The organism is Enterococcus sp. DIV0682, assembly GCF_051712685.1.
Taxonomy (GTDB): domain Bacteria; phylum Bacillota; class Bacilli; order Lactobacillales; family Enterococcaceae; genus Enterococcus; species Enterococcus faecalis.
The window spans coordinates 1,917,501-1,933,433 of record NZ_JBIOPK010000001.1 but is presented as its reverse complement, the minus strand read 5'-3'; the positions used below and the strand labels follow the sequence as shown (position 1 = coordinate 1,933,433).

The 15,933-nt window shown below is 38.9% G+C and carries 9 protein-coding genes, 1 tRNA gene and 2 rRNA genes (1 of these 12 cut by a window edge); 11 read left to right on the top strand and 1 reads right to left on the bottom strand.

Features of this window, described 5'->3' with window-relative positions:
• Positions 1 to 62 precede the first annotated feature (62 nt).
• The 8 genes from dnaE to IGK96_RS09220 all read left to right on the top strand — a co-directional run bounded on the left by dnaE (position 63) and on the right by IGK96_RS09220 (position 11,517).
• Complete coding sequence (gene dnaE / locus IGK96_RS09255) at positions 63 to 3,392, top strand: DNA polymerase III subunit alpha (RefSeq protein ID WP_085443294.1); 3,330 nt, start codon at positions 63 to 65, stop codon at positions 3,390 to 3,392.
• 172 nt (positions 3,393 to 3,564) lie between these two features.
• Positions 3,565 to 4,527, top strand: coding sequence for a 6-phosphofructokinase (pfkA, locus tag IGK96_RS09250; protein WP_002355947.1), 963 nt, complete (start codon positions 3,565 to 3,567; stop codon positions 4,525 to 4,527).
• A 64-nt stretch (positions 4,528 to 4,591) separates the two neighbouring features.
• Entirely contained in the window at positions 4,592 to 6,349 is a 1,758-nt protein-coding gene (gene pyk, locus IGK96_RS09245; RefSeq protein WP_002355949.1) for a pyruvate kinase, read from the top strand.
• 373 nt (positions 6,350 to 6,722) lie between these two features.
• A complete protein-coding gene (locus IGK96_RS09240; protein ID WP_002363429.1) occupies positions 6,723 to 7,292 on the top strand; it encodes a YceD family protein in 570 nt (189 codons plus the stop codon).
• Positions 7,293 to 7,348: 56 nt separating this feature from the next.
• Complete coding sequence (rpmF, locus tag IGK96_RS09235) at positions 7,349 to 7,528, top strand: 50S ribosomal protein L32 (protein ID WP_002355952.1); 180 nt, start codon at positions 7,349 to 7,351, stop codon at positions 7,526 to 7,528.
• Between the two features lie 204 nt (positions 7,529 to 7,732).
• On the top strand, positions 7,733 to 9,154 hold the full coding sequence (gene gndA / locus IGK96_RS09230) for an NADP-dependent phosphogluconate dehydrogenase (protein WP_002355953.1): 1,422 nt from the start codon (positions 7,733 to 7,735) through the stop codon (positions 9,152 to 9,154).
• Positions 9,155 to 9,311: 157 nt separating this feature from the next.
• Complete coding sequence (locus tag IGK96_RS09225; protein ID WP_002355954.1) at positions 9,312 to 9,998, top strand: response regulator transcription factor; 687 nt, start codon at positions 9,312 to 9,314, stop codon at positions 9,996 to 9,998.
• 10 nt (positions 9,999 to 10,008) lie between these two features.
• Complete coding sequence (locus tag IGK96_RS09220; RefSeq protein WP_002363430.1) at positions 10,009 to 11,517, top strand: HAMP domain-containing sensor histidine kinase; 1,509 nt, start codon at positions 10,009 to 10,011, stop codon at positions 11,515 to 11,517.
• Positions 11,518 to 11,561: 44 nt separating this feature from the next.
• Here the strand turns inward: IGK96_RS09220 and IGK96_RS09215 are convergent.
• Positions 11,562 to 12,637 (bottom strand): IS3 family transposase gene (locus IGK96_RS09215; RefSeq protein ID WP_113851321.1). Its coding sequence is split into 2 segments (ribosomal slippage): positions 11,562 to 12,364 and positions 12,364 to 12,637, totalling 1,077 coding nucleotides; the frame shifts between segments, so codons are not numbered across the junction.
• 736 nt (positions 12,638 to 13,373) lie between these two features.
• On the opposite strand from IGK96_RS09215, the gene IGK96_RS09210 reads away from it, so the two are divergent.
• From IGK96_RS09210 to IGK96_RS09200, 3 genes are all read left to right on the top strand, one after another.
• A 16S ribosomal RNA gene (locus IGK96_RS09210) occupies positions 13,374 to 14,934 on the top strand.
• Positions 14,935 to 15,013: 79 nt separating this feature from the next.
• A tRNA-Ala gene (locus IGK96_RS09205) sits at positions 15,014 to 15,086 on the top strand.
• A 176-nt stretch (positions 15,087 to 15,262) separates the two neighbouring features.
• A 23S ribosomal RNA gene (locus IGK96_RS09200) occupies positions 15,263 to 15,933 on the top strand; it runs 2,242 nt beyond the window's last position.
• The 16S and 23S rRNA genes sit together here with 1 tRNA gene alongside, the layout of an rRNA operon.

Sequence of the window (15,933 nt, the reverse complement as noted above, 5' to 3'; positions counted from 1 at the left end):
TCCGCGATAGGAAAATAAGAGAAGAGGCAAAAAATAGCAAGGATTCAAAAAGGAGCTGTCCAATGTCATTTCCACAATTACATACCGTTACTTCCTATTCGCTTTTATCTAGTACGGTTAGGATTCGTTCCTATGTAAAACAAGCGAAAGCGTTAGGTTATCAAACATTAGCGATTACCGATATCAATGTCTTGCATGGGGTGGTTGAATTTTATGAAGCATGCCAAGAAGCGGGAATTCAACCAATTATCGGTTTAAGATTAGAATATACCCCAGCAGAAAAAGAAGGGCATTCCGAATTGCTTTTATTTGCTAAAAATTTAAAAGGGTATCAGCAATTAATGCAACTATCTAGCAGCAAAATGACGACAGAGGGTCCCTTTTACTTAGCAGAACATCAATCCTTATTAAGTGATTTATTTGCCGTGACTTTGTCAGCCAAAGGAGAAGTCGCCCAAACATTTTTTGAAGATGAACAACAAGCGGTTCACGCTTTCCAACAACTTGCTTCATATTTTGATCCTCAGTCGTTATTTGTTGAACATTCTTTTTCAATGAATCAACAACGCAATCCAGCGCTCTTTTCTTTTTACCAAAGAGAACAATTACCTGGCGTGGCTTTGCAAGAGGTACGTCATTTAACAAGGGAAGAAGGCTTTGCCGTTACTGTTCTTGAGAGCATCAAAGAAAATAATCAATTGAATATTACAAGCCAAACACCGGAAATAGAAGGTCTGAATTACTTGCGTGAAGCAGAGACGACGATGGAACAAATGCTTCAAATAGCTGGTGCAGAAGTGGTCCAGAATACGATTCAGCTAGCTGAAAATTGCCGAGTTGACATTCCTTTACATCAAAAATTATTACCGCATTTTCCTGTGCCTGATAATCAAACGGCTGGTTCTTATTTACGCACATTGTGTTTAGAAAAATTACCAGAAAGAGTGCCTCATCTAAATGAAGTTTACCAAAAACGATTAGAAAAAGAGTTAACCATCATTCACAATATGGGCTTTGATGATTACTTTTTAATCGTTTGGGATGTGATGGACTTCTGTCATAACAATCAAATTGTTACAGGCGCTGGCCGAGGTTCAGCTGCAGGCTCTTTAGTGTCCTATGTGCTATCAATTACAGATGTAGATCCAATCAAATATGATTTGCTTTTTGAACGTTTTTTGAATCCAGAACGCTACACGATGCCCGATATTGATTTAGATATTCCTGATAATCGGCGGGAGGAAGTTTTAGCTTATGTCAGTCAAAAATATGGTCATTATCACATGGCGCAAATTGCCACGTTTGGTACGATGGCTGCGAAAATGGTTTTACGGGACGTTGCACGTGTTTTCGGGTTGTCCCAGAGTGAAGCGAATCGTTGGTCGGCAGCTGTCCCCAACAAGCTGAAAATTACGTTAGAAGAAGCGTACCAAGAGTCAAAACGGATGCAAGAATTGGTCAATTTTTCACCAAATAATCAATTGCTCTATAAAACAGCTGTTCAGCTAGAAGGATTGCCTCGTCATGTTTCTACGCACGCAGCAGGTGTGGTAATTAGTGATGAAAATCTTTTGAATTTGGTTCCGTTACAACTAGGATCGAATGAAATTTTATTGACCCAATTTACTATGAATGATGTTGAAAAAATTGGTCTTCTGAAAATGGATTTCTTGGGCTTAAGAAATTTATCTATCATTGATGATACCCTCACAGCTATTAAACGCGTCTATAATCAAACCATTCATTTAAATCAGATTCCATTAGATGACGAAACAACGCTGGCTTTATTTAGAAAAGGGGAAACAAGTGGTGTTTTCCAGTTTGAATCTGCTGGAATTCGGAATGTATTAAGAAAATTAGGACCAACTAGCATTGAAGATATTGCTGCTGTCAATGCCTTGTATCGTCCTGGTCCAATGCAAAATATTGATGTTTTCATCCGTCGGAAAAAAGGCTTGGAACAAATTAGTTATCCAGAGCCTAGTCTTGCCCCCATTTTAGAAAATACGTACGGAATTATTGTTTACCAAGAGCAGATTATGCAAGTTGCTGCGAAAATGGCAGGCTTCTCTTTAGGGCAAGCTGACATTTTACGTCGGGCCATTAGTAAAAAGAAAAAAGATGTGCTAGATGAAGAACGGAATCATTTTGTTAATGGTGCGTTACAACAAGGCTATCCCCAAGAAACAGCTAACCAAGTGTACGATTATATTGAGCGCTTTGCTAATTATGGCTTTAACCGCTCGCATGCATTTGCCTATTCCTTTATTGGTTTTCAAATGGCTTACTTGAAGGTTCATTATCCGAGTGCTTTTTATGTCGCATTGTTGCATTCTGTTCGTCATAATCCAACAAAAATTAAAGAATATATTGGCGAAGCTAGAAAAAACAAGCAGACGATTTTGCAGCCGTCAATTAACCAAAGTCACTACAGCTTTTACCTAAATCAGCAACAGCAAATTTTATTTGGTTTTAGTTCTTTAAAAGGAATCCGCCGAGACTTCATTCAAAATATTTTAAATGAACGCCGAGAAAATGGACCGTACAAAACGTTCGATGAGTTTCTTTTGCGAATTGACCGTAAGTGGTTGAAAGTTGAAAATATCGAACCATTGATTGCCATCGGTGCATTTGACGAAATTGCACCCAATCGCCGTCAATTAGCGGTAGGTTTAGAGAGTAATATCCAAAGTATTCTTCTCAGCGGTGGTAGTATGGATTTGTTAGAAACGTTGAAGCCAAAGGAAGAAGAAATTGCCGATTATCCGCTAGAAGAGCGACTAGAACAAGAAGAACAATATTTAGGGGTCTATTTATCAGGACATCCGACAGAAGAGTTCAAAAAAACACGCTTAGCCAAGCAAACGCAACTTGTTCATGAACTTGTTGAAAATCAGCCCACGAAATTATTGATTTATGTCAAAAACATTCGGACGATCCGGACCAAAAAGGGAGAACAAATGGCCTTTGTTGATGGGGATGATACAACAGGAAGTATTTCACTAACGTTGTTCCCAACTGTTTTTCGCCAGTTAAGACAGAGTGTCGAGAAAGGGCAAGTTTATTATGTGGAAGGAAAAGTGGAACGCAGTACGTACAATCAAGAATTGCAAATATTGGTTCAACGAATAGAAAAAGCGCAACAAGTAGAAACATCAATTAGTGACGAAACGTGTTTTATCAGAATTACAAAAGATGTCGAACAAACGGACGTTTTTCAGAAAATGAAAGAGGTACTCAGTCGTCACGCTGGACACATTCCAGTGATTGTCTATTTTGAAAAAACAGGTAAGAAAATAGTATTAAATGAAGAAAATTGGGTCGCTCATACAAGCGCTAGTCAGCAACAATTAGCTTACGTTTTAGGCGACCAAAACGTCATTTTCAAATGATTTACGGTAAAAAATACTAGTTGTTTTCAACTTTTTTCATTTTTTTCTTCTTAACTCAAGACATTTTGGTTCTTTAATGGTAAAATGAATGACGTAATATTTTTGTATATCAATTTTTGCGAAAAGGTTTCTTTTGGCAGTTGAAAGTATATTATATGAGGTGAAATAGCGAATGAAACGCATTGGTATTTTAACCAGCGGGGGAGATGCCCCTGGAATGAACGCTGCAATTCGTGCAGTCGTACGCAAAAGTATTTTTGATGGAATCGAAGTTTACGGTATTAACTATGGATTTGCCGGTTTAGTCGCAGGCGACATCCGTCGTTTAGATGTTGCTGACGTTGGCGATAAGATTCAACGTGGTGGAACATTCTTGTACTCTGCTCGTTATCCTGAATTTGCTACTGAAGAAGGGCAATTAAAAGGAATCGAACAATTGAAAAAATTCGGTATTGAAGGCTTAGTTGTTATTGGTGGAGACGGTTCTTATCATGGCGCAATGGCTTTGACAAAACGTGGTTTCCCCGCTGTTGGAATTCCTGGAACAATTGATAATGATATTCCTGGAACAGATTTCACAATCGGTTTTGATACAGCGATTAACACTGTTTTGGAATCAATTGACCGAATTCGTGATACAGCAACTTCTCATGTTCGTACATTCGTTATCGAAGTAATGGGACGTAACGCTGGTGATATCGCATTGTGGTCAGGCGTGGCAGGCGGAGCAGATGAAATCATTATTCCTGAACATGATTTTGATATGAAAAACGTTGCCAAACGCATTCAAGAAGGCCGTGACCGCGGGAAAAAACATTGCTTAATCATTTTAGCAGAAGGCGTAATGGGCGGAAATGAATTTGCTGATAAACTTTCTGAATACGGTGATTTCCATACGCGTGTATCAATTTTAGGACACGTGGTTCGTGGGGGCTCGCCAAGTGCTCGTGACCGTGTATTAGCAAGTAAATTTGGGTCATATGCTGTTGAACTTCTAAAAGAAGGCAAAGGCGGTTTATGTATCGGTATGTTAGATAACCAAGTAGTTGCAGCTGATATTATTGACACGTTAGAAAACAATAAACACAAACCAGATTTATCTCTTTATGAGTTAAATCATGAAATTTCTTTTTAATCTTGTATATTAGCTAATCTTATTAGCTTTGTATAAACAAATTTGGAATAGGAGCGTTTTAGTAATGAAAAAAACGAAAATCGTATGTACGATTGGACCAGCTAGTGAATCCGTTGATATGCTAGTAAACTTAATTAATGCAGGTATGAATGTTTGCCGTTTGAACTTTTCACATGGTGACTACGAAGAGCATGGTGCTCGTATTAAAAACATTCGTGAAGCTGTAAAAATTACAGGGAAACGCGTAGCGATCTTACTAGATACAAAAGGTCCTGAAATCCGCACAAATGACATGGAAAATGGCGCAATCACAATGAAAATTGGTGATTCAGTACGTATTTCTATGACAGAAGTTTTAGGAACAAATGAAAAATTCTCAATCACTTATCCAGAATTAATCAATGATGTAAACGTAGGTTCACACATTCTTTTAGATGATGGTTTAATCGATTTAGAAGTAACTGATATCGACCGTGATGCAAACGAAATCGTAACAGTTGTTAAAAACGAAGGCGTCTTGAAAAACAAAAAAGGCGTTAACGTACCAGGCGTTTCTGTAAACTTACCAGGGATCACTGAAAAAGATGCTAACGATATCCGTTTCGGAATTGGTCAAGGAATTGACTTTATCGCAGCTAGCTTCGTTCGTCGTGCTTCTGACGTTTTAGAAATCACTAAAATTTTAGAAGAAGAAAACGCAACACACATCCAAATCATTCCTAAAATCGAAAACCAAGAAGGTATCGATAATATCGATGAAATCTTAAAAGTTTCTGATGGTTTAATGGTTGCTCGTGGTGACATGGGTGTTGAAATTCCAACAGAAGATGTTCCAGTTGTCCAAAAAGCTTTAATTAAAAAATGTAATGCTTTAGGTAAACCAGTTATCACTGCAACACAAATGTTAGATTCAATGCAACGTAACCCACGTCCAACACGTGCGGAAGCAAATGACGTAGCAAACGCAATCTACGATGGAACAGATGCAGTAATGTTATCAGGCGAAACTGCAGCAGGGGATTACCCATTAGAAGCTGTTCAAACAATGGCTCGTATTGCAGTTCGTACAGAAGAAACATTAGTTAACCAAGATTCATTCGCATTGAAATTATATAGCAAAACAGATATGACTGAAGCAATCGGACAATCTGTTGGCCATACAGCACGTAACTTGGGTATCCAAACAATCGTTGCGGCAACAGAATCAGGCCATACAGCACGTATGATCTCTAAATACCGTCCAAAAGCACATATCGTTGCAATTACGTTCTCAGAACAAAAAGCACGTAGCTTATCATTATCATGGGGTGTTTACGCAACAGTTGCTGACAAACCATCAAGCACAGATGAAATGTTTAATTTAGCTTCAAAAGTATCACAAGAAGAAGGTTATGCTTCAGAAGGTGATTTAATCATTATCACTGCTGGTGTTCCAGTTGGCGAAAAAGGCACAACAAACTTAATGAAAATTCAAATGATCGGTTCTAAATTAGTTCAAGGTCAAGGTGTCGGCGAAGAAGCAATTATTGCAAAAGCCGTTGTTGCAGGAACTGCTGAAGAAGCAGTTGCTAAAGCGACTGAAGGAGCTATTTTAGTTACAAAAACAACAGATAAAGAATACATGCCTGCAATTGAAAAAGCATCAGCATTAGTTGTTGAAGAAGGTGGTTTAACTTCTCATGCAGCTGTTGTAGCGATTGCACAAAATATTCCAGTTATCGTAGGTGCTGCAGATGCAACATCATTAATTAATAATGACGAAGTGATTACTGTTGATCCTCGTCGTGGTATTGTTTACCGCGGAGCAACAACAGCTATCTAAATCTAATTAATTCAATCATTTGATTTTAAGCAATATGTACTCGGACGCAAAGCTGGGACAAACCGATTCGTCAGTTTGTCTCAGCTTTTTTTACAAAGAAGACAGTAGTACGAAATGTTCAGAAAACACGTATTCAGTAAATAAAGAGTTGGGCGCAAATAGTAAAATTATGTCTGAGTTTTAAATTATTTATGTTATTTCACACAAAAATTTTGTTATTTAATTAAATAAGCGCTAAGTTATCTTCAACAGAAAAACAATTATAAAAAAAACGAAAGAAAAACAGGAAATAAGAAAGGGCTGTCAAGAAAATTTCATTGACAAAGCTTTCATACCCCTGTATAATAGCTTTTGTTGCTTAGGAGTGATAATTATGAAGTGGTCTTTGTTAGAATTAAATAAATACAAAGAAGAGCCGCTAGTGTTTTCAGAAACATTGCATCTTAAAGAAGAGCTTCTTCAACGAGATGATACCTTGTTGGATGTAAGTCCAATCAAAGTAGAAGGCTTATTAGCAGTCAATAAATCAGAATATTTACTTCATTACACTATTCAGGTAACTGTAACCGTTCCTTCATCCCGTTCTTTAGAACCTGTGGCTTTGCCAATGCAAATCACGGTCGATGAAGTCTTTATGACAAAAGAACAAATGGATACAAGAGATGAACGATTTGCAGCTGAAGAGATTATTTTATTGGACAAGCCAACAATTGATTTAGATGAATCTGTCGAAGACAACATTCTATTGTCCATTCCAATTCAAGTGCTTACAGAAGAAGAACAAAACAGTCAAGAAATGCCAAGTGGCAATGACTGGGAAGTGATTTCAGAAGAAGCATATTTGGAAAGTAAGCAGAAAGCAGCAGAACAAACAGTGGATCCTCGTCTGGCTAAACTATCAGAATTACTCAGCGATAATGCTGAAGAGGAAGATAACAGCTAGGTTGGAATATATTGTGTATGTAAATACACGCATCTTTACAAGGAGGTGGAACAACAATGGCAGTACCAGCTAGAAGAACTTCTAAAGCGAAAAAAGCAAAACGTCGCACACACTACAAATTAACAATCAAAGGCTTAAATGCATGCTCAAACTGTGGTGAAATGAAAAAAAGCCATCACGTATGTCCAGCATGTGGTCACTACGATGGAAAAGACGTAATGTCTAAAGAAGCATAAGCATAAAAACATTTTTTGAAATGTTGAATCCCCTAGGCTAACCATGGAGCCTAGGGGATTTGTATTTTTTTAAGAAAATATGAAGAAATTGGAAATTTATTGGCACTATATTGTTTTCATATGAAAGATAGTGCGTTATAATAGTGAGGATTATAAGAGAATGCTCATAGAATTTTCGTTGATTATAATATAGGAGGTCATAAAATGACAAAACAACAATTTGGCGTAGTCGGCATGGCTGTCATGGGAAAAAATCTTGCTTTAAACATTGAAAGCAGAGGCTATACAGTTGCGCTGTATAACCGTACAGGATCAAAAACAACAGAAGTGGTTGAAGAACATCCTGACAAAAACTTTCAAGCAACATACTCAATTGAGGAATTTGTGAATGCAATTGAAAAACCTCGTCGAATTATGTTGATGGTTAAAGCTGGACCTGCAACAGATGCGACAATCCAAGAATTGTTACCACACCTTGATAAAGGCGACATCTTAATTGATGGCGGTAATACGTTCTTCAAAGACACAATGCGACGTAATGAAGAACTAGCAAACTCAGGAATTAACTTTATTGGTACTGGCGTTTCTGGCGGAGAAGAAGGAGCCTTGAAAGGACCATCTATCATGCCTGGCGGACAAAAAGAAGCATATGAGTTAGTTGCGCCAATTCTTGAAAAAATTTCAGCTAAAGCAGAAGACGGTGAACCATGTGTGACTTACATTGGCCCAAATGGTGCTGGACATTATGTAAAAATGGTTCATAATGGGATTGAATATGGGGACATGCAATTAATTGCTGAATCCTACGATTTAATGAAACAAATCTTAGGTTTATCTGTTGATGAAATGGCAGAGATTTTCAAAGAATGGAACGAAGGCGAATTAGACAGTTACCTTATCGAGATCACGGCTGACATTTTGACACGTAAAGATGATGAAGGAACCGACCAACCAATCGTTGATGTTATTCTTGATGCAGCAGGCAACAAAGGAACAGGTAAATGGACAAGCCAAAGTGCGTTAGATCTTGGTGTACCATTACCATTAATTACAGAATCAGTATTTGCACGTTTTATTTCGGCTTACAAAGAAGAACGCGTAAAAGCAAGTGGCATTTTATCAAAACCTGCAGCCTTTAACTTTGCAGGCGATAAAAAAGAATTGATTGAAAAAATTCGCGAAGCATTATACTTTAGTAAATTAATGAGTTATGCGCAAGGTTTTGCACAACTCCGTGCAGCTTCTGAAGAATACGGATGGGATTTACCATTTGGTGAAATTGCAAAAATCTGGCGAGCAGGTTGCATTATCCGTGCACAATTCTTACAAAAAATTACCGATGCATATGAAAAAAATCCAGCACTTGAAAACTTGTTGTTAGATGAATACTTCGTAGAAATTACGAAAAAATATCAACAAGCCGTTCGTGAAGTTGTTGCGATTGCTGTTCAAGCAGGTGTTCCTGTACCAACATTCTCATCTGCAATTGCTTATTACGATTCTTATCGTTCAGATCGCTTACCAGCGAATTTAATTCAAGCACAACGTGATTACTTCGGTGCTCATACGTACGAACGCACAGACAAAGAAGGAATCTACCATTACAGCTGGTACAACGAAGAATAAACATGCTGGAGACCATGAGTGTGGCTCACCATGCTCATGGTTTTACTGTGGCTTAAAAAAGAACCAGACAGATTGAGTAGTAATTCTCTAATAAGTAGTAAGGAATAAAAAGGTTGAGCTTGAGTATAGCTTTTAAAGAGAAAGGACAATTAATCAAATGAGCAACATTTTAATTATTGAAGATGAAAAGAACTTAGCGAGATTCGTTGAGCTTGAATTAAAACATGAGGGGTATACGACAGAAGTACACTACAATGGTCGTACAGGATTGGAAGCCGCTCTTAACAACGAATGGGATGCTATCCTTCTTGATTTGATGTTACCAGAATTAAATGGATTAGAAGTATGTCGCCGTGTTCGCCAAGTGAAAAATACACCAATTATTATGATGACTGCGCGTGATTCAGTAATTGACCGTGTTTCTGGTTTAGACCATGGAGCGGATGATTATATTGTTAAACCATTTGCAATTGAAGAATTGTTAGCTCGTTTACGTGCGTTACTTCGTCGTATTGATATTGAGGGCGATAAAAACGTTGCAAAACAAACAACGATTACATATCGTGACTTAACAATTGAAAAAGAAAATCGTGTCGTTCGTCGTAATTCTGAAATGATTGAATTAACAAAACGCGAATACGAATTACTATTAACGCTAATGGAAAACGTGAACGTTGTCTTGGCACGTGATGTGTTACTAAATAAAGTTTGGGGCTATGAAACAGAAGTAGAAACAAACGTTGTGGATGTGTATATCCGCTACTTACGAAATAAAATTGACGTACCTGGAGAAGAAAGCTACATCCAAACTGTCCGTGGAACTGGCTACGTTATGCGTTCGTGAGAACTAATTAATGAAAAGAACGATTAAAAAAGAACTGGAAGGCCCATCTTTAACTATAAAGTGGGCTTTCGCAAGTTCTTTCTTTATATTTGTAGTTTTTACCATTTTTGCGGTGATTACCTATAAGTCTTCTGTCAGTCTTATTGTTGCCAAAGAAAAGGAAAATGTCGAAGCAACGATTGCAGAAGTAACAAATCGATTAGCTAATGCCAATGAAAATTTAACGGTAACAGACGTTTTTGACTATTTAAAAACGCCGAGTGAAAGAGATGAAAACTACTATAATAAGCATACAGCAGTAGAAGGTTCGTTTATGGAAATGGACAGTTTCATATCTGAACTAGGACAACCAGAACTTTATTTATCTGTGTATGACACAAACCAAAAGCTAGTTTTTAAAACACAAAATGAATATGATAAGTTATTACAATTGGATCGACAATTACCTGTTGTTCGAACCGTTTTTGATAAAACCGGTTTTTATTCCGTGGAACCTATTTTTTCAAAAGAAACACGAGAAAAAATTGGCTATATTCAAGCGTTTTATGAACTTTCTTCTTTTTATGAAATTCGTAATCATTTATTATTAACACTTGTAGTTTTAGAAGTGATTTCTCTGATTGTAAGTAGTGTCTTAGGCTTTATCCTCTCTTCTTATTTCTTAAAACCATTAAAAGTATTGAGAGACACGATGGATACAATCCGCAAAGACCCGCAATCAGATGTCCACATGCCGGAGATTAATACGAGAGATGAGTTAGCAGATATCTCGGAAATCTTTAATGAAATGTTAGATCGTATGAGACGCTATATCGAACAACAAGAGCAGTTTGTTGAAGATGTTTCCCATGAATTAAGAACGCCCGTTGCGATTATGGAAGGTCATTTAAACCTTTTAAATCGTTGGGGGAAAGACGATCCTGAAATTTTAGATGAATCATTAAAGGCCAGTTTACAAGAAATTAGTCGTATGAAGAGTTTGGTCCAAGAAATGCTTGACCTTTCACGCGCTGAACAAGTGGACACCCAATATGCAAATGAACGAACAGATGCTAAACAAGTAGTCTACCAAGTATTTAATAACTTCCAATTGGTTTATCCTGAGTTTCATATCACATTAGATGATGATTTACCGACTGAAGTTGAACTGAAAATCTATCGTAATCACTTTGAACAATTGCTAATTATTCTATTAGATAATGCGATTAAATATTCAACAGATCGAAAAGAAGTGCATATTTCCATTTCTCGAACGATGAATGAATTTGAAATAGCTGTGCAAGATTTTGGTGAAGGAATCACTGAAGAAGACTTGGAGAAAATATTTGATCGATTCTATCGAGTAGATAAAGCCCGTGCAAGAAATAAAGGCGGTAATGGCTTAGGACTATCGATTGCAAAACAATTAGTCGAAAACTATAAAGGACGTATTGATGCAGAAAGCGTATTGCATCAAGGAACGATCTTTAGAATTTTTATCCCAATCGCTGGAATAAAAGAAGAGAGCAACGTACAATAAGGAACTGACCTAAGATTGTGAGACAGGAATAAAAAAGCATTTTCCTAGACTGCTGATTTCCGATAGTCTATCGGCGATTGGTAGTCTAGTTTTTGTTGAATTCGACTTTCATTATAATAAGTAATGTATTTTTTTACAATTTCTATTACAATAGATGTAGGTTCATTTGTGAGCCCATCTAAGTAGAACGTTTCAGACTTTAGTGAGGCATGAAACGATTCGATGCAGGCATTATCTGAAGGTGTCCCTTTGCGGGACATACTCATGGTAATGCCTTTTGTTTTTATTTGATTCTGGTAGTCAAAAGAAGTATAAACAGAGCCCTGATCACTATGCAATAGACAATCCGTTGTTTGGGGCAATTGATCAAGTGTATCCAGAACAAAAGCCGTATCTTGCTTTTGACCAAAAGGCAGATAAGTAATATCTGTTACCAATTTCTTTAAAGGAGCGTCTGAAGAAAATTGTCTATTTAGTTTGTTCTCGACAACCGTGTAAGGTTGTCCCACTTTACTGCGTTTCTTCATTTTCGCGCGACAATTCCAATGATATTTCTGCATAATCTTTTGTACGGTGTTTTTGTTTACTTTGTATTCCTGATTAATCAACGCAGTAATCTTTCGATAGCCATATCGAAACTTATGTTGGAAGCAAAGTCGACGAACAGCTTCTTCAAGAGGTGTTAACTTTCCCAAGTCTTTTCGATGAGTCCAACGATAATAAGTAGCTTGCGAAACGCCGAAAAGTTGACACAATGCAGTAATGGTTATTTTTCCTTTCATTCTTTTAACTAATTCTACAAATATTTCTGGCTCCACGTCCTTTCCAATTCTTTGTACTTTTTTAGCACCTCAATATGCATTTTTAAATAGTTATTTTCATTTCTAAGCTGTTGTTCATTTGATAGAATTTCTGGACCTTTTCCATAAGCATATTGTTTTCCAACGGGTTGAACCAGACGATGATTCTCGCCATTACGGTACCAACGCCACCATGTTTCAATTTGTGTTTTGTTTTTAATTCCTAATTCTGCCATAATTATTTTTACAGGAATATTCTCTTTTTTCATCTGTATAGCCATTTCTTTGATGTGAATCGGATAAGAAACTCGATTTCCCATTGAAAAAGCACCTCCTAGTTAAATTCATTTTAACGTGAATTCAACAAGAGGTGCTTTTTTATTTTGTCTCAGTTTATTGGGTCAGTTCAATAAAGTACGTTGCTTTTTTTACGAATGATTAACGAACATTTCAGTAAGAGAAAAGGGATTATAAGATAAAGAAACGAATGTTTTCTTTGCAGAAAATATTCATCGTTCGAAATTGAAAAAAATGTTATTTTTCTGCAAAATAATAGTTGCGTTTTAGAAAAATCCTTGGTATATTAATATCTGTTCTGACAAACAGTTCGTTAAGAAAAAAGTTTTAAAAAGTTAAAAATTTTTCTTGACGAAAAGATAAATAACATGTTAGAATAACAAAGTCGTTAAAGAGATTGCTTTTAAATCAATCATTTGATCAAAAAAACTTGTTATAAAATAACAAAAAAGTTTTAAAAAGTTGTTGACAAACAACTGAGATAATGATAAGATATAGAAGTTGTCACAACAGACGACAACAACCGAGCAAAACAACTTGAAAAAACTTTTGAAAAAAGTTCTTGACATTCAAACGAAAGTTTGTTATGATATAAAAGTTGCTGCGAGGTAACGTAGACCTTTGAAAACTGAACAAAGAATAGACGAACCAAATGTGTAGGGCGTCTTGATTCAATTCAAGACAACAAACATTTTTAACAAGCAAGCAATATGCTAGCAAACAAATTGAGCTTAACAATCGCAAGATTGTTCTAACTTTTATTATGAGAGTTTGATCCTGGCTCAGGACGAACGCTGGCGGCGTGCCTAATACATGCAAGTCGAACGCTTCTTTCCTCCCGAGTGCTTGCACTCAATTGGAAAGAGGAGTGGCGGACGGGTGAGTAACACGTGGGTAACCTACCCATCAGAGGGGGATAACACTTGGAAACAGGTGCTAATACCGCATAACAGTTTATGCCGCATGGCATAAGAGTGAAAGGCGCTTTCGGGTGTCGCTGATGGATGGACCCGCGGTGCATTAGCTAGTTGGTGAGGTAACGGCTCACCAAGGCCACGATGCATAGCCGACCTGAGAGGGTGATCGGCCACACTGGGACTGAGACACGGCCCAGACTCCTACGGGAGGCAGCAGTAGGGAATCTTCGGCAATGGACGAAAGTCTGACCGAGCAACGCCGCGTGAGTGAAGAAGGTTTTCGGATCGTAAAACTCTGTTGTTAGAGAAGAACAAGGACGTTAGTAACTGAACGTCCCCTGACGGTATCTAACCAGAAAGCCACGGCTAACTACGTGCCAGCAGCCGCGGTAATACGTAGGTGGCAAGCGTTGTCCGGATTTATTGGGCGTAAAGCGAGCGCAGGCGGTTTCTTAAGTCTGATGTGAAAGCCCCCGGCTCAACCGGGGAGGGTCATTGGAAACTGGGAGACTTGAGTGCAGAAGAGGAGAGTGGAATTCCATGTGTAGCGGTGAAATGCGTAGATATATGGAGGAACACCAGTGGCGAAGGCGGCTCTCTGGTCTGTAACTGACGCTGAGGCTCGAAAGCGTGGGGAGCAAACAGGATTAGATACCCTGGTAGTCCACGCCGTAAACGATGAGTGCTAAGTGTTGGAGGGTTTCCGCCCTTCAGTGCTGCAGCAAACGCATTAAGCACTCCGCCTGGGGAGTACGACCGCAAGGTTGAAACTCAAAGGAATTGACGGGGGCCCGCACAAGCGGTGGAGCATGTGGTTTAATTCGAAGCAACGCGAAGAACCTTACCAGGTCTTGACATCCTTTGACCACTCTAGAGATAGAGCTTTCCCTTCGGGGACAAAGTGACAGGTGGTGCATGGTTGTCGTCAGCTCGTGTCGTGAGATGTTGGGTTAAGTCCCGCAACGAGCGCAACCCTTATTGTTAGTTGCCATCATTTAGTTGGGCACTCTAGCGAGACTGCCGGTGACAAACCGGAGGAAGGTGGGGATGACGTCAAATCATCATGCCCCTTATGACCTGGGCTACACACGTGCTACAATGGGAAGTACAACGAGTCGCTAGACCGCGAGGTCATGCAAATCTCTTAAAGCTTCTCTCAGTTCGGATTGCAGGCTGCAACTCGCCTGCATGAAGCCGGAATCGCTAGTAATCGCGGATCAGCACGCCGCGGTGAATACGTTCCCGGGCCTTGTACACACCGCCCGTCACACCACGAGAGTTTGTAACACCCGAAGTCGGTGAGGTAACCTTTTTGGAGCCAGCCGCCTAAGGTGGGATAGATGATTGGGGTGAAGTCGTAACAAGGTAGCCGTATCGGAAGGTGCGGCTGGATCACCTCCTTTCTAAGGAATATTACGGAAATACACATTTCGTCTTTACTTTGTTCAGTTTTGAGAGGTCTACTCTCAATCAAATAAGTTCGGGGCCTTAGCTCAGCTGGGAGAGCGCCTGCTTTGCACGCAGGAGGTCAGCGGTTCGATCCCGCTAGGCTCCATTGATAGCTTTTGCTATCAGATTCGTTCATTGAAAACTGGATATTGAAGTAAAAAGAATCAAAACAAACCGAGAACACCGCGTTGAATGAGTTTTTTAATAAGTTCAATTGCTTATTTATTGATTAACCTTCTATCGCTAGAAGAAGTGATCAAGACCCAACCGTAAGGTTGATAAGGTTAAGTGAATAAGGGCGCACGGTGGATGCCTTGGCACTAGGAGCCGATGAAGGACGGGACTAACACCGATATGCTTTGGGGAGCTGTAAGTAAGCTATGATCCAGAGATTTCCGAATGGGGGAACCCAATATCTTTTATAGGATATTACTTTTCAGTGAATACATAGCTGATTAGAGGTAGACGCAGAGAACTGAAACATCTTAGTACCTGCAGGAAGAGAAAGAAAATTCGATTCCCTGAGTAGCGGCGAGCGAAACGGGAAGAGCCCAAACCAACAAGCTTGCTTGTTGGGGTTGTAGGACTCCAATATGGTAGTCTGTTAGTATAGTTGAAGGATTTGGAAAATTCCGCTAAAGAGGGTGAAAGCCCCGTAGACGAAATGCTGACAACACCTAGGAGGATCCTGAGTACGGCGGAACACGAGAAATTCCGTCGGAATCCGCGGGGACCATCCCGCAAGGCTAAATACTCCCTAGTGACCGATAGTGAACCAGTACCGTGAGGGAAAGGTGAAAAGCACCCCGGAAGGGGAGTGAAATAGATCCTGAAACCGTGTGCCTACAACAAGTCAAAGCTCGTTAATGAGTGATGGCGTGCCTTTTGTAGAATGAACCGGCGAGTTACGATTGCATGCGAGGTTAAGTTGAAGAGACGGAGCCGCAGCGAAA

Excerpts from the sequence above, each read along its gene's own strand:
- IGK96_RS09220 (WP_002363430.1), top strand. The coding sequence starts at position 10,009 with ATGAAAAGAACGATTAAAAAAGAACTGGAAGGCCCATCTTTAACTATA.
- rpmF (WP_002355952.1), top strand. The coding sequence starts at position 7,349 with ATGGCAGTACCAGCTAGAAGAACTTCTAAAGCGAAAAAAGCAAAACGT.
- pyk (WP_002355949.1), top strand. The coding sequence starts at position 4,592 with ATGAAAAAAACGAAAATCGTATGTACGATTGGACCAGCTAGTGAATCC.
- gndA (WP_002355953.1), top strand. The coding sequence starts at position 7,733 with ATGACAAAACAACAATTTGGCGTAGTCGGCATGGCTGTCATGGGAAAA.
- pfkA (WP_002355947.1), top strand. The coding sequence starts at position 3,565 with ATGAAACGCATTGGTATTTTAACCAGCGGGGGAGATGCCCCTGGAATG.
- IGK96_RS09240 (WP_002363429.1), top strand. The coding sequence starts at position 6,723 with ATGAAGTGGTCTTTGTTAGAATTAAATAAATACAAAGAAGAGCCGCTA.
- IGK96_RS09225 (WP_002355954.1), top strand. The coding sequence starts at position 9,312 with ATGAGCAACATTTTAATTATTGAAGATGAAAAGAACTTAGCGAGATTC.
- dnaE (WP_085443294.1), top strand. The coding sequence starts at position 63 with ATGTCATTTCCACAATTACATACCGTTACTTCCTATTCGCTTTTATCT.